The 22,070-nt window shown below is 63.7% G+C and carries 16 protein-coding genes; 9 read left to right on the top strand and 7 right to left on the bottom strand.

What is annotated here, in order from left to right; genetic code table 11:
- Positions 1-23 precede the first annotated feature (23 nt).
- The gene (locus tag WJT74_RS11905) at positions 24-1,649 is read right to left on the bottom strand and encodes a M20/M25/M40 family metallo-hydrolase (protein ID WP_343345214.1); all 1,626 of its coding nucleotides are present in this window, start codon (positions 1,647-1,649) and stop codon (positions 24-26) included.
- Between the two features lie 160 nt (positions 1,650-1,809).
- Between WJT74_RS11905 and WJT74_RS11910 the strand changes: the two genes are divergently transcribed.
- Genes WJT74_RS11910 through WJT74_RS11925 form a run of 4 tightly spaced genes read left to right on the top strand, consistent with a single transcriptional unit; the run spans position 1,810 to position 5,248 of the window.
- Positions 1,810-2,955, top strand: coding sequence for a M14 family metallopeptidase (locus WJT74_RS11910; protein WP_343345216.1), 1,146 nt, complete (start codon positions 1,810-1,812; stop codon positions 2,953-2,955).
- The gene (gene gpmA, locus WJT74_RS11915; protein ID WP_343345219.1) at positions 2,955-3,641 is read left to right on the top strand and encodes a 2,3-diphosphoglycerate-dependent phosphoglycerate mutase; all 687 of its coding nucleotides are present in this window, start codon (positions 2,955-2,957) and stop codon (positions 3,639-3,641) included. The genes WJT74_RS11910 and gpmA overlap by 1 nt, the downstream gene beginning before the upstream one ends.
- Positions 3,642-3,701: 60 nt before the next feature.
- Positions 3,702-4,193, top strand: coding sequence for a 5-(carboxyamino)imidazole ribonucleotide mutase (purE, locus tag WJT74_RS11920; RefSeq protein ID WP_343345221.1), 492 nt, complete (start codon positions 3,702-3,704; stop codon positions 4,191-4,193).
- The gene (locus tag WJT74_RS11925; RefSeq protein WP_343345223.1) at positions 4,190-5,248 is read left to right on the top strand and encodes a 5-(carboxyamino)imidazole ribonucleotide synthase; all 1,059 of its coding nucleotides are present in this window, start codon (positions 4,190-4,192) and stop codon (positions 5,246-5,248) included. The genes purE and WJT74_RS11925 overlap by 4 nt, the downstream gene beginning before the upstream one ends.
- A gap of 31 nt (positions 5,249-5,279) precedes the next feature.
- On the opposite strand, the gene WJT74_RS11930 is transcribed toward WJT74_RS11925, so the two are convergent.
- Both WJT74_RS11930 and WJT74_RS11935 read right to left on the bottom strand, forming a co-directional pair.
- Complete coding sequence (locus tag WJT74_RS11930; RefSeq protein ID WP_343345226.1) at positions 5,280-8,126, bottom strand: M16 family metallopeptidase; 2,847 nt, start codon at positions 8,124-8,126, stop codon at positions 5,280-5,282.
- Between the two features lie 167 nt (positions 8,127-8,293).
- Entirely contained in the window at positions 8,294-9,064 is a 771-nt protein-coding gene (locus WJT74_RS11935) for a DUF1206 domain-containing protein (protein WP_343345228.1), read from the bottom strand.
- A 101-nt stretch (positions 9,065-9,165) separates the two neighbouring features.
- Here WJT74_RS11935 and lepA point away from each other — a divergent pair, with 101 nt between their 5' ends.
- Both lepA and WJT74_RS11945 read left to right on the top strand, forming a co-directional pair.
- Entirely contained in the window at positions 9,166-10,986 is a 1,821-nt protein-coding gene (gene lepA / locus WJT74_RS11940; RefSeq protein ID WP_343348192.1) for a translation elongation factor 4, read from the top strand.
- Between the two features lie 167 nt (positions 10,987-11,153).
- Entirely contained in the window at positions 11,154-12,842 is a 1,689-nt protein-coding gene (locus WJT74_RS11945) for a P-loop ATPase, Sll1717 family (RefSeq protein ID WP_343345230.1), read from the top strand.
- Between the two features lie 4 nt (positions 12,843-12,846).
- On the opposite strand, the gene WJT74_RS11950 is transcribed toward WJT74_RS11945, so the two are convergent.
- The 3 genes from WJT74_RS11950 to WJT74_RS11960 all read right to left on the bottom strand — a co-directional run bounded on the left by WJT74_RS11950 (position 12,847) and on the right by WJT74_RS11960 (position 16,075).
- Positions 12,847-13,800 (bottom strand): hypothetical protein, encoded by a 954-nt coding sequence (locus tag WJT74_RS11950; protein WP_343345232.1) that lies wholly within the window; start codon positions 13,798-13,800, stop codon positions 12,847-12,849.
- Positions 13,801-14,018: 218 nt separating this feature from the next.
- Positions 14,019-15,284: a glutamate-5-semialdehyde dehydrogenase gene (locus WJT74_RS11955; protein ID WP_343345233.1), complete on the bottom strand. Its 1,266-nt coding sequence runs from the start codon at positions 15,282-15,284 to the stop codon at positions 14,019-14,021.
- A 23-nt stretch (positions 15,285-15,307) separates the two neighbouring features.
- Positions 15,308-16,075 carry a pyrroline-5-carboxylate reductase family protein gene (locus WJT74_RS11960; protein WP_343345235.1) on the bottom strand — a complete coding sequence of 256 codons (768 nt, stop codon included), beginning with the start codon at positions 16,073-16,075 and terminating at the stop codon, positions 15,308-15,310.
- A 190-nt stretch (positions 16,076-16,265) separates the two neighbouring features.
- Between WJT74_RS11960 and proB the strand changes: the two genes are divergently transcribed.
- Positions 16,266-17,435, top strand: coding sequence for a glutamate 5-kinase (gene proB / locus WJT74_RS11965; protein WP_343345238.1), 1,170 nt, complete (start codon positions 16,266-16,268; stop codon positions 17,433-17,435).
- Positions 17,436-17,460: 25 nt separating this feature from the next.
- Here the strand turns inward: proB and WJT74_RS11970 are convergent, their stop codons facing one another.
- On the bottom strand, positions 17,461-17,610 hold the full coding sequence (locus tag WJT74_RS11970; RefSeq protein ID WP_343345241.1) for a Flp family type IVb pilin: 150 nt from the start codon (positions 17,608-17,610) through the stop codon (positions 17,461-17,463).
- A 273-nt stretch (positions 17,611-17,883) separates the two neighbouring features.
- Between WJT74_RS11970 and WJT74_RS11975 the strand changes: the two genes are divergently transcribed.
- Both WJT74_RS11975 and WJT74_RS11980 read left to right on the top strand, forming a co-directional pair.
- Positions 17,884-19,404, top strand: coding sequence for a DEAD/DEAH box helicase (locus WJT74_RS11975; protein WP_343345244.1), 1,521 nt, complete (start codon positions 17,884-17,886; stop codon positions 19,402-19,404).
- A 91-nt stretch (positions 19,405-19,495) separates the two neighbouring features.
- The gene (locus WJT74_RS11980) at positions 19,496-21,931 is read left to right on the top strand and encodes a PAS domain S-box protein (RefSeq protein WP_343345247.1); all 2,436 of its coding nucleotides are present in this window, start codon (positions 19,496-19,498) and stop codon (positions 21,929-21,931) included.
- Positions 21,932-22,070: the final 139 nt, after the last annotated feature.

Below are 22,070 nucleotides of genomic sequence, written 5' to 3' on the forward strand. Positions count from 1 at the left end.
GCCGCCCCTCCGGAGTCAAGACTTTACGGGCGCGGAGCGCGTTCCTGCCCCGGCGCGAAACGGTCGCCGAAATAGGTGTCGGCATACCAGCGCGGCCGATCTTCGTCCTCCGCGATCGTGAGGGCGATACGATAGTTGAGATCGGCGTAGCGTGCCAACTGGTCCCACATAATCGGGAGCGACAGGTCGTCGCCCGCCTGGTGATACTGGTTGGCGAAGAAGTCGCCGAACTTCTCCTCGCCCTCGCCTCCGGGACCGGTGAACAGCAGAATTGCAGGGATGCCTTTCTCGGCAAAGCGGTAATGGTCCGAACGGACGAAGATATTCTGTTCGGGCATCGGGTCGGGCACCACGCTCACACCCATCGCCTCGCCTGCCGCTGCGACCTTCTGCGCGACGCTGTTATAGTCCGCACCGAAGGCCACCACGTCGATAAATTCGTAAAGCGGCACCGGCATGTCGAGATTGACCACCGCAGCGATGTCCTCAAGCGGAACGGTCGGCTCGGCAGCGTAATAGCCCGCCCCCAGCAGTCCCTTCTCTTCCGCCGTCAGCGCGATGAAGGTAATTGTACGATCCGGCGCGCGGTCCATGCGGGTAAACAGACGCGCGGCTTCCAGCATGGTCGATACGCCCGCCGCATTGTCGAGCGCGCCGTTGAAGACCTTGTCCGCGCCCAGCGCATCCTCGTTGACGCCGACATGATCGAGGTGCGCGGTCATCATCACATGTTCGCCCGCCTTGTCCGCATCGCCGCCCGGAAGGGTCGCGATGACATTGGGGCTGGTGAACCGCTCGTGGGTGGAGGTGAGCGCCACCGACAGCTCCGCGCCCAGGTCGCGCGAAATCTTCTCGCCCGCGCCGGCCCGTTGCGCCAGCGCGCGAATTCCGTCCGCGTCCACGCCCAGAAGGTCGCGCGCCATATCGAGCGTGATCACCCCGTCGAAGAGCAGGCTGCCGGGCAGTCGCCCCGACGTGCCGTCGCTACCAACCCAGTCGATCACTTCGCGGCCGCGATAGAAATCCAGAACCCGCGCGGCCCGCTCGCCTTCCGCCCCCGTGATGTTGAGGATGCCGATCGCTCCGTTGGCGGCGGCCGATTGTGCCTTGGACGAGCGCAAGTGAGCGGACACGTCGCCCGGCTGACCTTCGGGAATGCCGCCCAGCACGACGACGATCTTGCCCGCCACGTCGAGCCCCTCGTAATCGTCGTAACCGAGCAGCGGTTCGTCGAGCCCGTTGCCCACGAACACCAATGGCGCATCGATTGCGATGTCGGTCTGTCGCACGCTGGCGTTGAGCGCCATGCGATCGGAAACGTCGATCGTTTCCCCGCCGCGGGTCAGCGAAGCCGACTGCGCGTCGCTCGACGCGCGGACGAACGGCACCTGCTGGTACCAGCTCCCGTCGTCGCCGCCGGGCTGCAGTCCCATCGCCTTGAACTGGCTGGCTACGTACAGAGCCGCAATGTCGTAACCGCGCGTGCCCGCATCGCGACCTTCGAGCAGATCGTCGGCGAGAAACTCGACGTGCGCGCGGACATTGTCGGCCTCCGCATTGCCCGCAGCGCCCATATCCTGAGCATAAGCGGGGAAGGCGAGGGTGAGCGCGGCGGCGCCGAGAGTGAGGTCGAGCGGGCGGAATTTCACGCGGCAGATCCTTTGCGATGATCGGAAAGTGACAAGGTTCGCCGCTAATGTAGGGCCGGCCGACGCTCTGCCTAGGCCGGTTCGACGAATGGCAGCCTTCCCTTCGACAGCGTCGGCGATTAGGAAGCGCCCGAACCAATCAATGCCTGCGGGGAACCCTATGAGCCTGACCGTTACCAGCGCCTTCGACAGCGGAAACATCGAATTGATCGCTGCCGATGGCGACAAGCTCGACCTTCATATCGTGAAGGATCACCAGTCCGACTTCTACCAGTGGTTTCATTTCAAGCTGGTCGGCGGTGCGGGGCGCGAGGTCACACTCAACATCTCCAACGCCGGCAAGTCGGCCTATCCCGACGGCTGGCCCGACTACAAAGCGTACATGAGCATCGACCGCGCCGAATGGACCCGCGTCGACAGCACCCGCTACGAGGACGGCACCCTCACCATCCGCCTCGTTCCCGAGACAGACTGCGTCTATCTGGCCTATTACATTCCCTATTCGATGGACCGGCACCTCGATCTCGTCGCGACCATCGCGGCGCTGCCTGACGTCGAATATCGCAGCCTCGGCAAGACCCACGACGGACAGGATCTCGATTATCTTGTCATGGGCGAGGGCGAACTCACGGTGTGGCTCTACGCGCGCCAGCATCCGGGCGAGAGCCAGGCCGAATGGTGGATGGAAGGCGCGCTCGACAAGCTGACCGATCCCGACGATCCCATCAGCCGCAACCTGCTGAAGCATTGCACCTTTCACATCGTGCCCAACATGAACCCCGACGGGTCGAGGCGCGGTCACCTTCGCACCAATGCGGTGGGCACGAACCTCAATCGCGAATGGGACAATCCGACGCAGGAAAAGAGTCCCGAAGTGCTCTACGTGCGCAACCGGATGGACGAGACGGGCGTCGATTTCGCGATGGACGTGCACGGCGACGAAGCAATCCCCGCCGCCTTCCTCGCGGGCTTCGAAGGCATCCCCAGTCTCGAGGATGCACAGTACGATCTGTTCAAGAAGTTCAGCGCTGCGTTGAACGCGGCCACACCCGATTTCCAGGAAGAGAAGGGCTACGAGGTTTCCAAGCCGGGCGAAGCCAACCTCTCCATGTCGACCACCCAGTTGGCCGAACGGTTCGGTGCGGTGTCGATGACCTTGGAAATGCCCTTCAAGGACAATGACGACATGCCCGACCCCATCTATGGCTGGTCGACCGAGCGCTGCGCCCACCTCGCGCATGCCTGCCTCGCGACGCTCAATGGAATGTTGCCCGACCTTATCGAACGCAAAAAGGCCAAGCGCTGATGCCGACGCTCATCCTCGCCCGCCACGGCCAGTCGCAGTGGAACCTCGAGAACCGTTTCACGGGCTGGTGGGACGTCGACCTTACCGAGCAGGGCGTGGAGGAAGCGCTTCGCGCGGGGCGCCAGTTGAAGGCCAAGGGTTACGAGCCCGTGCGCTGCTTCACCTCGGTCCTGACCCGCGCGATCCGCACGCTCCACCTCGCGCTCTACGAGATGGACCGGCTCTATCTGCCCGTTGTCAAGGACTGGCGATTGAACGAGCGTCATTATGGTGGGCTGACCGGCCTCAATAAGCAGGAGATGCGGGACAAGGTCGGCGAGGAGCAGGTCCATATCTGGCGTCGCAGTTTCGACACGCCCCCGCCCGCGCAGGAAGAGGATGACAAATTCCGCATGGACTCCGACCCGCGCTATGCCGGCATCGACATCCCGACCACCGAAAGTCTGAAGGACACGATCGCGCGCGTGCTGCCGTATTACGAGGAAGCGATCGTGCCGCATCTGCGCAAGGGCGAGACGGTCATGGTGTCGGCCCACGGCAACAGTCTGCGCGCGCTCGTGAAGCACCTGTCGGGGATCTCGGACGAGGATATTTCGGGGCTGGAAATCCCCACAGGCCGCCCGATGATCTACAAGCTCGACGACGACTTGAACGAAGTCCGCCGCTCCTACGTCGACGAGGACTGATTGCATCGGCCACGCGCCATCGCCTAGAAGGCGCTTTCAGCGACGCGAGGGGGAGAGGCGATGAACGCCCCAACGAACGCCAGGGTCGGCGTGATCATGGGTAGCCAGTCCGACTGGGACACGATGGGCGAGGCAGCCGCGCTGCTCGAGACCCTCGGCGTGTCGCACGAGGTGCGGATCGTATCGGCGCATCGGACACCTGATCGCATGGTCGACTACGCCCGATCGGCGCGCGAACGCGGTCTCGAAGTCATTATCGCAGGTGCCGGCGGCGCTGCCCATCTGCCGGGAATGGTCGCAGCGCTGACACCGGTCCCGGTGCTCGGCGTTCCGGTCCGATCGAAGGCTTTGTCGGGCGTCGACAGTCTCTATTCGATCGTCCAGATGCCCGCCGGCGTTCCCGTCGCCACGTTCGCCATCGGCGTCGCGGGCGCCAAGAACGCCGCCCTGTTCGCCGCCGCCATGCTGGCGACCCGCGACGAAACGGTCGCGCGACGCCTCGACGACTGGCGCGCCCAGCAGACCGACGCAGTCGCGGAGCAACCCGAATGAGCCTGCCACCCGGAAGTACCATCGGCATCGTCGGCGGCGGCCAGCTCGGCCGGATGCTGTGCCTCGAGGCGACGCGCATGGGCTATCGCACCCACGTCTACGCTCCCGACCCGGCACCCCCCGCGAGCGGTCCGGCCAGTCTCTACGTCTGTGCCGACTACGCCAATACCGACGCTCTCGCCGCCTTCGCGGCCGAATGCGACGTCGTCACCTACGAATTCGAAAATCTGCCGGTCGAGCCGCTAAAGACCATGGGCGACAAGCTGCGTCCCGGCACGCGCAGCCTCGCCATCGCGCAGGACCGCGCGCACGAGAAATCCTTCATCGAGGAACAGGGCGGGCGTGTCTCGCCATGGCACCGGATCGAGGAAGCGGCCGATCTCGACGCGGCGGGGGAAGTCCTCGCCTTTCCGCTCGTCCTCAAGTCCCGCCGCCTCGGCTACGACGGCAAGGGGCAGGCGTGGGTCCGGGAGGCGGATCAGCTTCTCGAAGCCTGGGAAGCCATCGGCCGCGAACCGGCGATCGCCGAGAAGGCGGTCGATTTCGCGGCCGAATTCTCGATCCTCGTCGCGCGCCGCGCCGACGACGAACTCGCGGTCTTCAATGCACCCCGCAACATCCACGACGGCGGCATCCTTCGGCGCAGCGAGGTCCCCGCGGGGGAGCCCGTCGATGCCCAGGTCCCGCAGGCGGTCGAGACCGCCTGCACCCTCGCGATTGCGATGGGTCACATCGGGGTGATGGCAGTCGAGTTCTTTGCGACCGACGACGGTCCGCTCATCAACGAAATCGCGCCACGCGTGCACAATTCGGGCCACTGGACCATCGAGGGCGCGCAGACGAGCCAGTTCGAACAGCATCTGCGCTGCATCCTCGACCTGCCGCTGGGCGATCCTGCCCTGGTGAGCCCGCGGGTCACGATGGATAATCTCATCGGGAGCGACGTCGACCTGTGGGAGCAACTGCTCGCCGAACCGGGTGCCCATCTCCACCTCTACGGCAAGCGCGAGGCGCGCTCCGGACGCAAAATGGGGCACGTCACCCGGTTGGGATGACGCGCCCCATGAAGCGCCGTCGAGGGCCCGATCAGCCGCCGACGTTCAGTTCACGAACCTCATATTCTATGCCTGCGGCGTCGAGCTGCGGTGCGACCTCGTCGGCATCGCCCACGATCACCCACACGAACTGGTTGGGGTCGAGTACGTCACGGATGGCGCTGTCGAGGCTGGCACGGGTCTGGCCCCGATAGCGTTCCGAGAGCGTCTCATAATAGTCCATCGGGCGACCCAGTTCAACGTTCTGGCGGATACCGCCAAGCACCGCGCCCGAAGTCTCGAACTGACCTGGCAGCGACGCGACGTTCGACGCCACGATGCGCTCCAGCTCGTCCTCGCGAAGCCCGTCGTCGCCGAGGAACGCCGCGGTCTGCTCGCGCAGCGCGACGATGCTGTCGGCGGTCCGGTCGGCCTGAACCGGCGCGGTGATGACGAAGCTCACGTCGTTGTCGTTGCGGCTGACGTTTCCGCGCACGCCATAGGACCAGCCCTTGGTTTCACGCAGGTCCATGTTGATGCGGCCGAGGAAGTTGCCCCCGAACGCCTCGTTCGCGGCATTGATGTCGACCAGATCGGCATCGGGTCCGAGCGGCAGGATCTGCTGCGCGGCGATGATCGACTGCGGCGAGTCCGGGCGGTCGACCAGGATGAACACCGGCTCCTCGGGACGCGTCGGACGCGCGGGGAATACCTTCTGTCCCGCCGCTACCGTCGGCGGCGCCCAGGAGCCGAGTTCCTCTTCGATCGCCGAGCGAACTTCGGCTATCGACAAGTTGGAGACGACAAAAATCTCCATGTTGTCGGGACGGATATAGGCCTGGTGGAAGGACATCAGGTCGTCGCGGGTCAGATTGCGGATCGCGGCCGGATCGCCATAGGGGCTCGCCCCATAGGGATCGGCTTCGCCATAGATGATGGCCGGAAGCGTATCGGCGATGAGACCGTTGGGGCTGGACAGCGCCCGCTGATAGCCCGCCAGCGCCTGGCGGCGCACACGCTCGATCGAACCCGCTTCGAAATCGGGCGACTTCAGCATCGTGCCGAACAGGTCGAGCGTCTCGTCGAGATTGACCGAAAGGGTGGACATGCTGCCCGTCGATTCATCGAGACCGCTGCCGAACGAGATACTGGCACCCAGGCCTTCCTGCGCCTCGGCCAGCGCCTGCGCGTCCATGCCGCCGGCGCCCTGCTCGAGCAGGCTCATGGTCATGCTCGCGGTTCCGCGTCCGTCCATCGGGTCGGCGGCACGCCCGGCATCGAATTCCACGACCATCGTGGTCACCGGCACCGTGTCGCGCATCGCATAATGCAGGCGCGCACCGTTCGACAGCGTCGCGGTCGTGACGTCGGGGAAGTCGAGCGAAGCGGTCTCGCCGATCGGCGGCAGCTCGCGCGGCGTGATCTCGTAATTCTGCGGTGCAGCGCTCGACGGCTGCGGGCCGGTCGCGCCCTGCGCTTCCTCATATTCCTCCCGCTCGCCCGGCATCAGCAGCAGGGTGAGGTTCGGACGGGCCAGCCACCGCGCCGCCGCCGCCTGGACGCGCGCGGGCGTCATCTCGGCATAATTGGACAGTTCGGTGCGATATTCGCCGGTATCGTTGTTGTAGAGCAGCCCTTCTGCAAGCGTGTTGGCCTTGCCGCCGAACCCGCCGACGGCTTCCAGTCCGCGGACGTTCTGCGACAGGAGGTTGGTCACCGCGCGATTCACTTCTTCCTGGCTCGGACCGTTGATCACGAAATCGGCGAGGATGCGCTGCAGCTGAAGTTCCAGCTGGTCGATGCCGACGCCTTCCTTGGCCTCGCCGCCCATCGAGAACCAGCCGACACGGTGGAAACCGCTGTATCCAGCATTGGCGAAGTTGGCGATTTCCTGTCCGCGAACCAGTTCGGCGTCGACACGGCTCGAATTCAGCCCGCCGAGGATCTGGCCGGCGACTTCCAGGGCTTCCTGATCGGGATCGGCGACCCCGGGAACGCTCCAGTATTTCGTCACGCGCGGCAGCGGTACGTTGTCCATCATCGTAACGCGCTTGTTCGCTTCGAGCTCGGTGATCTCGGCCTGCGCGGGGGTGTTGACGGGACCGCGTTCGATGGCGCCGAAATATTTCTCGACGAGCGGACGGGCCGTCGCGGCATCAATGTCGCCCGCCAGCACCAGTACTGCGTTGTTGGGGCCGTACTTGTCACGGAACCACTGCTGCACATCGCCGAGCGAAGCGCTGTCGAGATCGGCCATCGAGCCGATCGGGGTGTGGCTGTAGGGATGACCCTCGCCCATCAGCTGCTTCGCGACTTCGTAGAAGACAAGGCCGCCCGGCTGGTTGTCGCCCTGGCGCTTTTCGTTCTGGACAACGCCGCGCTGGTTATCGAGCTTCTCCTGCGTCACCGCACCGAGAAGATACCCCATGCGATCGCTTTCCATGAAAAGCGCCCGCTCGAGCGCGCCGGTCGGCACGTTCTGGAAGTAGTTGGTGCGATCGAAGCTGGTCGTGCCGTTGAGGCTCGTCGCGCCGATCTGCTCGGTATAGGTGAAATAGTCGCCCGGCAGGTTTTCCGACCCGTTGAACATCAGATGTTCGAACAGATGCGCGAAGCCGGTCTTGCCCTGAGGCTCGTCCTTCGACCCGACATTGTACCAGACGCTGACCGCGACGATCGGAGCCTTGCGGTCTTCGTGCACGATAACGGTCAGTCCATTGTCGAGCTGGAAGGTTTCGTGGGGGATCTGAACCTGGTCGACGAGGTTTTCGAGCGCGGGATCCTGCGCGGCGGCGGCAGCCGTCGTGGCCGCGGCGGTTTCCAGCGTGCTGGCATGGGCGCCCGCTGCGAGCATCGTGGTGGAGGCGAGAGCAAGGGCGAAACGCGACAGTCGGGTCATGGAAAATCTCCGCAAATTGGAATCCGTTGAGCGGCAGATAGCCGTGCGGCGCGCACCCCGGCAAGGGTGCGCGCCGCAATTGATGCTATCGCTATGGGCCGGGTCGATGAACGGGCGAAGCCAGTCGACGAACGACCGCCTCCCCTCTTTTCAACCTGTCGCCTCCGTTAGCGGTTGGGGCGAAGATCTTCGTTGGGAATGATCCGGTAGCGCGCCTCGACCAGGCTGAAGAGACCGAACAGGATCAGCCCGATGCACAGCACGGTGAAGAACCAGCCGGTGTCGCGCATGCTCTGCAATGCACCTGCAAGACCCTTGGCCTGATCGCTGTTGCCGGTCGACTGGATCACGAACCAACCCGACACCACGAAGACGACGCCGCGCGCAAAGTGTCCGGCCTGTCCGAAATAGCCCACGAAAGGCGGCGTTCCGGCGGCGAGGCCTGCTAGGAATTCCTTGGTGATACCCTTCTTGAATTGATAGAGGCCTGCGACCAGAATGCCCGCACCGGTTGCGTACAGTAGCCAGTCCGGCGCCATCGATGCCGCCTCTTGCGTTCCCTGTCCGGAACCGCCGGAACCGAACAAGGTCTTGCCGGCCAGATAGGCCATCACGAAATAGCCGAAGCCCGCGACGACGTAGAAGAAGCGTTTGGCCTTCCCCTTGGCATCGTCGTCGAAGCCTTCGAGATTTTTTACCGCATCGAAAATCTTCCACAGGCCGTAGCCGAAGGCACCGATCATGATGATGGCGAGCAGGACGGTGCCTGCGGGCAGGTCCTCGACCGCCTTGAAGAGGTCGGAGGTGGAATCCGCACTCGCCGACTGCATCGCCACGTAGCCGAGCAGGATATAGACCAGTCCGCGTGCGACATATCCCGCGCGGGTCCAGTTCTCGAGGCTTGCCCCGGTGGATTCGAGTTCTGACGTGCTGACCATCTGCGCTTATCTCCCTGTTACGGGAACGAGACGGTTGGCAGGCCGTGACGGTTCCGAAATTGCTGACAGGCCCATAGTTCGCTGCTAGCCGCGTGAGCGATATGACCGATCTTTCCCGAATCCGTAATTTCTCCATCATCGCGCACATCGATCATGGCAAATCGACGCTGGCCGACCGGCTCATCCAGGAGACGGGGGGGCTGACGGCGCGGGAAATGCGCGAGCAGGTGCTCGACAATATGGAGATCGAGCAGGAGCGCGGGATTACCATTAAATCCCAGACCGTTAGGCTGAATTTCACCGCGGCGGACGGGGAGGCGTACGAGCTCAATTTGATGGACACGCCGGGGCACGTTGATTTTGCCTACGAAGTCTCGCGCAGCCTAGCGGCTTGCGAAGGCGCGCTTCTCGTCGTCGACGCGGCGCAGGGGGTGGAAGCGCAGACGCTCGCCAACGTCTACCAGTCGATCGAGCACGACCATGAGATCGTGCCCGTCATCAACAAGATCGACCTGCCCGCCGCCGACCCCGACAAGGTGAAGCTGGAGATCGAGGACGTGATCGGCCTCGACAGCGCGACCGCGGTCGAAGCGAGCGCGAAGACGGGGCAGGGCATCGCGGACATATTGCAGGCCGTCGTCGACATCATCCCGCCGCCCACGGGGGACCGCGACGCGCCGCTGAAAGCCATGCTGGTCGACAGCTGGTACGACCCGTATCTGGGCGTCGTCATCCTCGTGCGGGTGATGGAAGGCGTCCTGAAGAAGGGTCTGCGCGTCAAATTCATGCAGGCGGGGACCGAGCATCTGATCGACCGCGTCGGCTGTTTCACCCCCAAGCGCGTCGAGCTGGACGAACTGCAGGCGGGCGAGATCGGCTTCATCACCGCACAGATCAAGGAAGTCGCGCAGACCGCGGTCGGCGACACGATCACCACGGTGAAAAATCCTACGGACAAGCCTCTGCCGGGGTTCAAGGAAGTGCAGCCGGTGGTGTTCTGCGGGCTGTTCCCCGTCGACGCGGCGGACTTCGAGAAATTGCGCGATAGCCTCTACAAACTGCGGCTCAACGACGCCTCGTTCACCTTCGAGATGGAAACCTCGGCCGCACTGGGCTTCGGCTTCCGCTGCGGGTTCCTGGGGCTGTTGCACCTCGAGATCATCCAGGAGCGGCTGACGCGCGAATATGACCTCGACCTCATCACCACCGCGCCGAGCGTCGTTTATACGATGCAGCTGTCCCACACGAAGAACGAGGACGCCAAGACGATCGAGCTGCACAACCCGGCCGATTATCCCGACGTCAACCGGATCGAGGTGATCGAGGAGCCGTGGATCAAGGCGACGATCTACACCCCCGACGAATATCTCGGCGGTATCCTCAAGCTGTGCCAGGACCGGCGCGGTATCCAGAAGGACCTCACCTATGTCGGCGGGCGCGCGCAGGTGGTGTACGAACTGCCATTGAACGAAGTGGTGTTCGACTTCTACGACCGGCTGAAGTCGATCAGCCAGGGCTATGCCAGCTTCGACTATGAACAGATCGGCGTGCGCGAGGGCGACCTCGTGAAGATGAGCATCCTCGTCAACGAGGAGCCGGTCGACGCCCTGAGCATGATCGTCCACCGCTCGACCGCCGAACAGCGCGGGCGCGGGATGTGCGAGCGGTTGAAGGAGCTGATCCCGAGGCACCTGTTCAAGATCCCCATCCAAGCCGCGATCGGCGGCAAGGTGATCGCCCGCGAAACCCTCTCCGCGATGCGCAAGGACGTGACCGCGAAATGCTACGGCGGCGACGCCTCGCGCAAGCGCAAGCTGCTGGAGAAGCAGAAGAAGGGGAAGGCGAAGATGCGCGAATATGGCAACGTGAGCATCCCGCAGGAGGCGTTCATCGCGGCGCTGAAGATGGGGGATGAAGGCTAAGCTGCCGAGCAGAGCGACGCGAACGCGACGCGTTCGTTAGCTCTGTCGAGAGACAGCGCAGCCCGGCCGGCGGGTAGGGCCGACCGGCCCACCCGTTCGACGCGACGGCAGGCCGCCCTGCCGTCTGGACCATCAAGACTGATAAGACTTGCTTCTCGTGGAACTCTATGCTGGCATCTGCAGGCCGAATGGAGTTGGGGTATTTAGTGGCAAAAAATAAAGGTATGTCGCAGATCAATCCTATTGAGTTGCAATACGGAATGACGATCGGAAGTGGCAGTGCAGAAAACGATGACGAGTATCTCTTCGATTGTTTCATAAACTACCCGCCTGTTGAAGAATTTCGTAGATTACAATCGCCAGCAATGATCGTTGCTGGTCGAACAGGGGAGGGTAAAACCGCGATCCTCCGGCAAGTAGAGCATACTTCTGATAGAAGTGCCGTCATCGATCCAGCTGAGATGTCGATGAGTTATGTCTCAAACTCCGACGCCCTTAGATTTCTTACTCAGATCGGTGCCGACTTAGACCTTTTGTTTCAGGTACTTTGGAAGCATGTTCTATGCATCGAATTTATTCGGCTTCGCTGGGATGTAGATTCAACTCAAAAGTCCAATAATGTTTTTCAAAGAATCTACGATAAATTCAGCGGTGATGAGCGAAAAAAGAAGGCAATAGACTATCTCCAGAACTGGCAAGGCAAGTTCTGGATTACGATGGATGAAAACATTAAAGAGATAACACAGTCCTTTGAAAATAAGATTAGTGCGGAAATGGGAGCGGAATTAGAAAAGTTCAAGGCGGGTGGTCAGTATGAAAGGCGGTTGAGTGAACAGAAAAAAAGCGAGCTCGTTGCCAGGTCAAGGAAAATCATCAACTCGGACCAGTTAGCAAAATTACACCAAATAATCGAGATGCTCTCGCTGGCCGAGAATGATCAGCTCAAAAGCCACTATATTCTCATTGATGGACTAGACGAGAAATGGGTTGATGAGGGAATAAAATTCCAGTTGATCAGAGGTTTGCTAGAGGCTTTGAAGTCCTTCCGAAAGATTACTAATCTAAAAATCTTAGTAGCGCTCAGAGTAGATATTCTTGAGAAAGTTGTTCAAGATACTTCCAACCCAAGCTTCCAGAGGGAAAAATTCGAAGACATGTCGCTCCGTCTGCGGTGGAGCAAGGTCGAACTAAAAAATTTGGTCGACGCACGTATTGAACGAATGTTCAAACGAAAGTTTACGTCTAAGGCTGTGCAATTTGACGACATCTTCCCTCCGCAAATCGCGAATAAGAAGCCGTTCGATTGGATGATTGAGCGGACGCTGATGCGCCCGCGTGACATCATCAGCTTCGTAAATGAAGCCATTACCGTTGCTGCTGGTCGGGCTGAGATATCTGTAACAAATCTTCGGAAAGCAGAGGCAGAGTACTCGAGGAAACGCAAAGATGCGTTGATGCAAGAATGGCAGTGGGTCTTTCCATCTTTGGCGATCGCGCTGAAGATCTTTTCGTCTGCGGCCAAGCCTATCATAGACTTTCGGGCACTTTGTGAGGAGGACTTCGTCGAGGACGTCGTTCTTCAAATTCTGAGCGACGAAGATGCCGTGCACGATATACTTGGAATCGAAGCACAAAGTCACGATGTCGCAAGAGCCCCAGATCGCACAGCATTCATGCAACTTTTGTGCTCAGTCCTTTATCGCACCGGCGCTGTCGGATTGAAGCTCGAGACATCGGAACCCTACATTTATTCCCATATAAATAGTCCAATTGTTTCGCCTCATGTTATTGGTGAAAAGGCGAAGGTAAGGTTACACCCGATGCTCCATTCGGCCCTACATCTTCACGAGAAGTGAACTCTCAAAGTCTCCTAATCCGCACCACGCTCTCCCCCGGCACCGGCTCGAACCCGCGTCGCTGCAATTCCGGGCCGTCGGCATCGCGATAGTCGCCCATCGGCTTGCCGCCGTTGAGGGCGCGGGCCTGGTGGGCTTCGATGCGGCAGGCGGGGTGGTCGGTGGGTCTTTCGGTTTCTGGGTCGTGCGTAGCGGGGTCAGGGCGGCCTGACCCGGTGGCCTTGCGGCCGTCTGGCGACTCCGATCGGGTTCCTCCTTTGTCGGACCCGTCGGCCGTGTCGCGCCGGCTCTTGCACAACGACGCTCGCTTCGCTCCGCTTTCGTTGCGCTCGGCGGCGCTCTCCCAATCCTGCTTGCCGTAGAGCAGTTCGTAGGCGGCGCGTTTGGCGGGGTCGGGGGCGATGCGGGCGAGTTCGTCGGCCTTGCCGCGGGCGGCGAGGAGGTCGAGCTTGCGGGCGATGTTCTCGCGGGCATGGCGGACGGCATCCTCGCTCTCGACGCTGTCGAACTGCCAGCTGCGGGTGCCGGGGTGGAGCGAGCGCAGCTCGCCATATTTCTCGGGCCAGTGGTGGCGCAGGACGAACATCAGGAGCCGGTCGTTGTAGCGGCGGCGGGTGGCGACGACCTCGCCGTCCTTGACGATCACCTCCTCGACGCCGTCGATGGCGCGGGCGACGGCGATGTCGGACAGGTTCTGGACCCCGTGGTCGAGCGCGGCGGCCCAGGCGGCGCGGAACTCCTCGGCGCCGGGCTGGCGGCGGAGATGGTAGGCGCCGACGGTGGTCATGTTGATGCGGGCACAGGCGTGCTTGACGCTGCCGAGATCGGCGAGCGCGTCGATGAAGGCGCGCTGGCGCGCGGGGGTCCAGCCGTCGTGGCGCTCGCGCCGGCGGGGGACAGGGGTGAAGTCGGGGATGGGCCTGCCGCCGTTGGGCAGGGCGGGGACGCGGTTCCGCATGGCTCGCTCCGGTTCTGTGGGGGCGAGGTTGTTAGCCTATTTGGTTCGTGTAGGACAGCGAAAGCCGCCGGGTAGGATCTGGGCTTCAGGGCGGCCTGAAGCCCGTCGGACGGGTTCGCCTCGTTGGGCGACCCGCCGTCCGGGAGGTGCACGCGTCTCTCGTGTAACGACGCTCGCTTCGCTCCGCTTACGTTACACTCGGCGCTATGCGAGGGGGACTAGGGCCGTGTCTGGCCCGAACCCTTCACGAGGTATTTAAAAGAGGTCAGCTGCTCGAGCCCCACGGGGCCCCTCGCATGCATCTTCCCGGTCGCGATCCCGATCTCGGCGCCCATGCCGAATTCGCCGCCGTCGGCGAACTGGGTCGAGGCGTTGCGCATCAGGATGGCGCTGTCGATTTCGGTCATGAAGCGGTTCGCGGCGGCGTCGTCCTCGGTCATGATCGCGTCGGTGTGGTGCGAGCTGTGCTCGTCCACCCAGGCGATGCCTTCGTCGAGGCCGTCGACGATCTTCACGGATGCGATGTTGTCGAGATATTCGGTCGACCAGTCGTCCTCGTTGGCGGGCTTGAGACGGTCGTCGATCTTCACCGCTTCCTCGTCGCCGCGCAGTTCGCAGTCGCCATCGAAGATGTCGGCGAGCCTAGGGACGACCTTGTCGGCGATCGCGCGGTCGATGACGATGCTCTCGGTCGCGCCGCAGACGCCCGTGCGGCGCAGCTTGGCGTTGCGAATGACGTCGACGGCCTTGTCGATATCGGCGGCTTCGTGGACGTAGCTGTGGCAGTTGCCGTCGAGGTGGAGCAATGTGGGGACGCTCGCCTGGTCGCGGACCAGCTCGACGAGGCCGCGGCCGCCGCGGGGGATGACGAGGTCGACGAACTGGTCGGCCTTCAAGAGCGCGGCGACGGCGGCGCGGTCTGTAGTGCCGATGGCCTGCACGGCGTCTTCGGGGAGGCCGGCGGACTTGAGGCCATCGCGCATGCATTCGACGATGATGCGGGTGGAGTGCTTGCTCTCGCTGCCGCCGCGCAGGATGACGGCGTTGCCCGATTTGAGGCAGAGCGCGGAGGCGTCGGCGCCGACGTTGGGGCGGCTTTCGTAGATCATGCCGATGACGCCGATGGGGACGGCGACGCGCTCGATCTCGAGACCGTTCGGGCGCGAGAAGGTGGCGAGGCTGCGCCCGACGGGGTCGGGGAGTTCGGCGATCTGTTCGAGCGCGGAGGCCATGCCCTCGATGCGCTCGTCGTCCAGTGCGAGGCGGTCGATGAAGCTGTCGGGCTTCTTGCCGCGGACGCTGTCGACGTCCTTGTCGTTGGCGGCGATGAGTTCGGCCTTGCGGTCGCGCAGCGCCTTGGCGGCGGCGGTGAGGGCGCGGTTCTTCTGCTCGGTCGTGGCGGTCAGCAAGCCCTTGGTCGCGGCCTTGGCCTTGCGGCCGAGTTCGTGGACGTGGATCTGCGGGTCTAGGGTCTGGTCGTTCATGAAAAATCCTCTCGTAATGGGTTTTACCGCAGCTCGACGGCGCGGTCGTAAGCGGCCTGGACGCAGGCCTTGAAATGGTCGGAGATCGCCCCGTCGCCGTTCAGCGCGTCGAGGCCGGCGGCGGTGGTGCCGCCCTTGCTGGTGACGTTGTTGCGATGCGTTTCGAGATCGGTGTCGGACTGGTCGAGGGCCATCGCCACGGTGCCCTGCATCGTCCCCAGCGCGAGCGCGCGCGCCTGGTCACGGTCGAACCCCAGTTCGCGGGCGGCGGCGACATAGGTCCGCGCGATCTCGAAGATGTAGCCGGGGCCCGAGCCCGCAACGGCGGTGACCCGATCGAGCCCGTCCTCGCTGTCGACCGGAATGACGGCGCCGGTCCGGTCCATCATCTCCATCGCATGGTCGCGCTGTGCGTCGGATACGCCCGGCCCGGCGACGAGACCCGAGACGCCCTTGCCCACCGCGGCGGGAAGGTTGGGCATCACGCGGATGACCGGCGCACCGTCGAGCAGGCCCGAGATGCGCTCGATCGAGGCCCCCGCGGCTATCGACAGGGCATAGCCATCATCGGCGATGTGTGCGGTATAGTCGGGCAGGATGTCGCCGAGCATCTGCGGCTTGATGGCGACGATCAGCACGTCGTAGCGCGTGTCGCCGAGCGCCGAGCGGTCCTTTTCCAGACGAATGCCATCGGGGGCTTCGTCAAGAAAGGGATCGACGATGGTAAAGTCTTCGCCACCCTTTTTCCAATGCTGCAGCAGGGCACCGCCCATCTTTCCGCAGCCGATCATCAATATTTGCTTAGAAATACATCACCTGTTGTCGTATTATTGTGTATGTTATTGTGTAATACTACCACAATGGGTCTCGAAACGAAACCCGAGTTTCAATTGTTCACACCCAGACGTCCCCGCGCTTGCGCGGTTCAGGAGGTCAATCTAGATGAACGCTACACCGTTCCAACGATTGCGAGGCCCGACAGTGCCCAAACAAGACAGTGTCGTCGTCAAACTGGGGTCGAGCCTGGTGGCGAACACCGACCTTTTGACCCCGCGTTTCGGCTTTCTCCACCGGCTGATGGAGGACGTGCATCGGCTCCGCGAGGCGGGGACCAACGTGATCCTCTGTTCCTCCGGTGCCGTCGCCCTGGGGCTCAACATGGTCGGCGAGACGCCGCAGAGCGCCGGCGTGAGCGACAAGCAGGCGGCGGCGGCATGCGGCATGCCGCGGCTTCTGAACGCCTATCGGCAGATCGGCTACGAATATGGAATCGACATCGCACAGGTTCTGCTGACGCTGGGCGATTTCGAGGACCACCGCCGCTTCCTCAATACCCGCAACACGGTCTTCCGGTTGATGGAAAGCGGCATCATGCCGATCGTCAACGAGAACGACAGCATCACGACCGAGGAGATCCGCGTCGGCGACAATGACCGGCTGGCGGCGAAGGTCGCGCAGATGGTCGATGCGCGTGTATTCGTGATCCTGACCGAGGTCGACGGTCTGTACGATCGTCATCCGGACGAGCCCGGGGCCAAGTTCCTCGACGAGGTCACCGACGTGGCGCCCTACATGGAAGCGACCAAGGGCAAGTCGACGCTGGGCACGGGCGGAATGACGACCAAGCTGATGGCGGCCAACATGGCGCAGGAAGCGGGCTGCACCACCTTCATCGCGCAGGGTGAGGCGGACAGCCCGATTTCGACGGTCCTTTCGGGCAAGCGGCGCTCGACCCGTTTTCCGGCGCACGAGAATCCCATCTCGGGCTGGGAAAGCTGGATCGCCAACCGGTTGCAGATGGCGGGCAGCATCCACGTGTCGTCGGCGACAGCGGCCGGGATCGAGAACGGCAGCGCCGGCATCCGGCGCGAGGACGTCGAACGGTTTGACGGGGATTTCACGCGCGGCGACGTGCTGCACGTCTATGATCCCGAGGGCGTCGAGCGCGCCCGCGGGCTGACCGATTTCACCAGCGAGGAAGTGCGCGTGATGGTCAACAATCCCGACGCCGACCCCGAGCAGCTGCTCGGCTACAAGGCCAAGGGCGAGATCGTGCGCGCGAAAAATCTGGTGTCGCTCGAAGGGCGGCACCTGTTGTGGGAGGCGCCCGAGGAACTGCCCGCCAACCGCGGCAAGCACGTTCCGGGCTAGGCAGTCGTCGGGGTCCCGCGCGCCCCTAGAGCTTGTTCGAAACCTCGTTGAACGTGTTGCCGATGTCGGTCCCGACCGCGCTCAACGCGACCAGGATGGCAACCGCGATCAACGCGATGATGAGGCCATATTCGATCGCGGTGGCCCCGCGCTCGTCGTTCAAAAAGCGGATCATGTCTGGTTCCCTTCCCAAAGAACGAGGACGAGAATGGCGGGGAAAGGTTAGCGAAGGGTTATCGCCCCCGCCCGATGCGTGCTTGCTTTCCGGCGACCACCGCCCTACATGGCGCTCACATCACGGCGCAGCGTGACGTCCCGCTTCCAAAGCGGGAACCGGCGCCAACAGCTTCCACGCTTCTCTTTTCACGCAGGGTCGCATTCGAACGACACCTGCTGCACGGGCGCGCCATCCGGCCGACCGCGCCGCACCTTATCTGAAAGAAAAATCATGTCCTTTTTCCACGAGCTTGGCCTCGCCAAGCCCATTCTTCGCGCGCTCGACACCCAGGGCTACGATACGCCCACGCCGATCCAGCGCGAGGCCATTCCGCCCCTCCTGAAGGGCCGCGACCTCATGGGGATCGCGCAGACGGGGACCGGCAAGACCGCCGCTTTCTCGCTGCCTTCCATCCACAATCTGACCAAGGACGGCTTCACGCCGCGCCAGCCCGCAAGCTGCCGGATGCTGGTGCTGTCGCCGACCCGCGAACTGGCGGCGCAGATCGCCTCCAGCATGAAGGGTTATGCCCAAGGGTCGGGCCTCAAGGTCAACGTCGTGTTCGGTGGCAAGCCGATCGGGGCGCAGGCCAAGGGTCTCGTCGGCGGATGCGACATCCTGGTGGCGACGCCGGGACGGTTGCTCGACCTCATCGACCGGCGCGCGTTGACGCTCAAGAATGTCGAGATCTTCGTGCTCGACGAGGCGGACCAGATGATGGACCTGGGGTTCATCAAGCCGCTGCAGCAGATCGCGCGGATGTTGCCGCAGGACCGCCAGAGCCTGTTCTTCTCGGCGACGATGCCCAAGGCGATCGCCGATCTCGGCAAGCAGTTCATTTCCGACCCTGTGCGGGTCGAGGTCACCCCGCAGGCGAGCACCGCCGAGCGGATCGACCAGCGCGTCACCTTCGTCGACCAGCGCGAAAAGCAGGCGCTTCTGACGATGCGTCTCGGCGCGATGTTCGAAAGCGGCGAGATGGATCGTGCTTTGGTCTTCACGCGCACCAAGCATGGCGCGGACCGTGTCGTGCGTCACCTCATCGGAGCGGGCATCGATGCCGCCGCGATCCATGGCAACAAGAGCCAGGGACAGCGGACCGCCGCGTTGAACGGTTTTCGTGACGGTGCCGTGCGCATCCTGGTCGCGACCGACATTGCCGCGCGCGGGATCGACGTTCCGGGCGTGAGCCATGTGTTCAACTTCGAATTGCCGAACGTGCCCGAACAATATGTCCACCGCATCGGCCGCACCGCGCGTGCCGGCCGCGAGGGCGTTGCGATCAGTTTCTGTGCGCCGGACGAGAAGGCCTATCTGCGCGACATCGAGCGTCTTACCGGCGTTCGCATCGACAAGGCGGATCTGCCCGAGAATTTCAACAACCGCGCGGCGGCGCTGCCCAAGCCGGCGGGCCGCACCGCGGGCAAGGGCAAATGGACCCCGATGGGCGAGGATGCCTCGAGCGACGGCGTGAACAGCCGTCCGCCCCATCACCGCCGCGGGCCGTCCAAGCCCAAGCACGGCATCAAGCGGCGCGGCAACACCGGTCCGCATCGTGGTCGTGACGAGCGCACGGGATCGGACGACGGCGCACCGCGCCGCGACGATCATGGTGCGCGTCCGGCCCGCAAACCGCATCGCAAGGGCGGCGGCCAGAAGGTCGCCAGCGGACAGGCACCGCGCGGGGGCAAGGGCCCCGGCGACCAGCGTCGCGGTCCGCATCGTTCGGGCGGACGTCCCGGCAACCGTTAACGACGGGGCGAACGTGCCGGGATTGCCCGGTACGTTCGCGTCCGTCCCGACGGCGCTTTGGAAAGCCGCACTTTTGCGGTAGAGTTCCGGCATGGACGGAGCGGGGCACGAGGAATCGACACGACGAAAGGCCGTCGCGGGCGAACCGCCGGCGGCGGGGCGTGGCGATCATCGCGCCGAGGCTGTCCCCGACACGACCGAACGCGCATCGTCGGACGATCTGCGCGAATTGCTCGCCACGCTTCCCGCGGGGTTCGATCTCAAGACCTTGTTCGGAATCGCCGACGCGCTGCCCGTCATGCTCGCCTATTGCGACGCGAGCCTCCACTATCGGTTCGTCAACCGGCCGCTTGCCGACTGGATGCAGGTCGACCGCTCTCAGATGCTCGGCCGCACGGTCGAAGAAGTCATGGGCGCCAAGGCGTTCGCGGGGCGCCGCGAGCTTCTGGAACGCGCACTGGCGGGCGAGAAGCAGTGGTTCGCCGCCGATTACGACCATCCCGCGCTGGGTCCGCTGACGACGCAGGCCGACTATATCCCCAACATGGACGACACGGGCACCGTCGTGGGGCTCACCATCATCGTTCAGGACGTTACCGACAAGAGGGTCGCGGGCCGGGCGTTGAGCGAGAGCGAGACGCGCTTTCGCCGCATCGCCGACAGTGCCCCGGTGCCGATGTGGGTGTCGCGGCTCGACGGCACGCGCGAGTTCGTGAACCAGGCCTATGCGGCCTTTTTCGATACCGACAAGGACAGCGCCGCCGCGATCGGCTGGGAGGACCGTGTCCATCCCGACGATGCGCAGGCGATGCACGATGCGTTGGTCGAGGGGCTGAAGAGCGAGGCTCCGTTCGGGTTCGAAGCCCGCGCCGAACGGGCCGACGGCGTCTATCGCTGGATGCAGGCGATGGTGCAGCCGCGCCGCGACGCCGACGGACGGATCATCGGCTATATCGGGGCGGCGAGCGACATCACGCTGGCGAAACAGGCCGAACATGAGCTTCGCGCCGAGGTGCGCGACCAGAGAGGCGAGATCGACGCCAGCGAAGCGCGGTTCCGCGCGGTCTTCGAGAGCCTCGACATGGTCGGGATCATGGACCTCGAGGGCCGCCATCTGGAGATGAACGCCTCGGCGCTCGACGCACTGGGGCTGAGCAACGAGGAGGTTCGCGGGTTACATAGCTGGGACCTGCCGATGTTCGCGAACCATCCCGCCAGCGTGGAGGCGTTGAAGGACCTGGTCGCGGCGGGCGCGCGGGGCGAGAGCGCCAGCGTCGAGATCGACGTGACCATCGACGGGCGCGCGGGCATTCACGTGTGCACCATCACGCCCATTTTCGATCGCAACGGAAAGCCGCGCCTTTTGGTCGGGCAGGCACGCGACACCACCGCCCTCAAGCAGACGCAGGACCAGCTTCGCCAGGCGCAGAAGATGGAAGCGCTGGGTCAGCTGACCGGCGGGATCGCGCACGACTTCAACAATCTGCTGACCGTCGTGGTCGGCGGCCTCGACCTGATTTCCAAGCGGGTCGAGGACGAGAAGCTGAAGCGCTATGCCGACAATGCGCTGGCCGCGGCGCAACGCGGCGCGCGGCTGACGGGGCAGTTGCTGACCTTCAGCCGGGTCCAGAAGCTGCAAGTGCAGTCGGTGCATCTGGGCCGGGTGCTCAATGAGATGGAGCCGCTGTTCGCCAATGCGCTGGGCGCGCGCTTTGCCGTCAAGTGGGACATCGAGGATCGCGACGTCCACATCCTCGCCGATACCACCCAACTGGAAGTGGCGCTACTCAACCTCGCGATCAACGCGCGCGACGCGATGGGCGAAAGGGGGACGCTGACCGTATCGACGCGGCGCGTCGAACTGTCGGGCGATGCCGAGATGATGAGCGGCGACTTCGTCGAACTGGTGATCAGCGACACCGGCAGCGGGATGAGCGCGGAGGTCCGCGAGCGGGTGTTCGAACCCTTCTTCACCACCAAGGAGGTGGGCAAGGGCACCGGGCTCGGCCTGTCGATGGTCTATGGCATGGTGCATCAGTCGGGCGGCACCGCACGGATCGACAGTGTCGAGGGAGAGGGCACGAGCGTGCGGCTATTCTTCCGCGTCGCGGCGCAGGATGCCGACACGGTCGAGCGCCAGACGTCCGACCCCGACTGCGCGCGGTCGATCGCGGGGCGGCGCATCCTCGTCATCGACGACGACGAGGACGTGCGCACCTTCGTCGAACAGACGCTGGCGGACATGGGCGCCGAGGTCACCGGCGCGGCCGACGGGACCGCGGGACTGGCGGCCTATGCCGAAACCCGGCCCGAGGTCATCGTGCTCGACTATGCGATGCCGGGGCTGTCGGGGGCGGAGGTCGCGGCCGCGATCCTCGACGAGACGCCGGGCCAGCCGATCCTGTTCATCTCGGGCTATTCGGAGACCGCCGCCATCCGCAAGATCGCGCCCGACGCGCCGTTACTGGCCAAGCCCTTCTCGCCGGGCGACCTCGAAGACAAGCTCTGCACGCTCCTGCCGGGATAGGGTTGAGGCTGGACGAGTCGAGGCGCGAATGTCTTAATGGGGTGGTAAGCGGACGCTCATGCAGGACACCCAAACACAATCCTTTTCAGGGCGAACCTACTGCGCAGCGAGTATCAAATTGCGAGCTTTTACCTTCGAC

The organism is Sphingomicrobium sp. XHP0239 (genome assembly GCF_039555325.1).
GTDB lineage: Bacteria > Pseudomonadota > Alphaproteobacteria > Sphingomonadales > Sphingomonadaceae > Sphingomicrobium > Sphingomicrobium maritimum.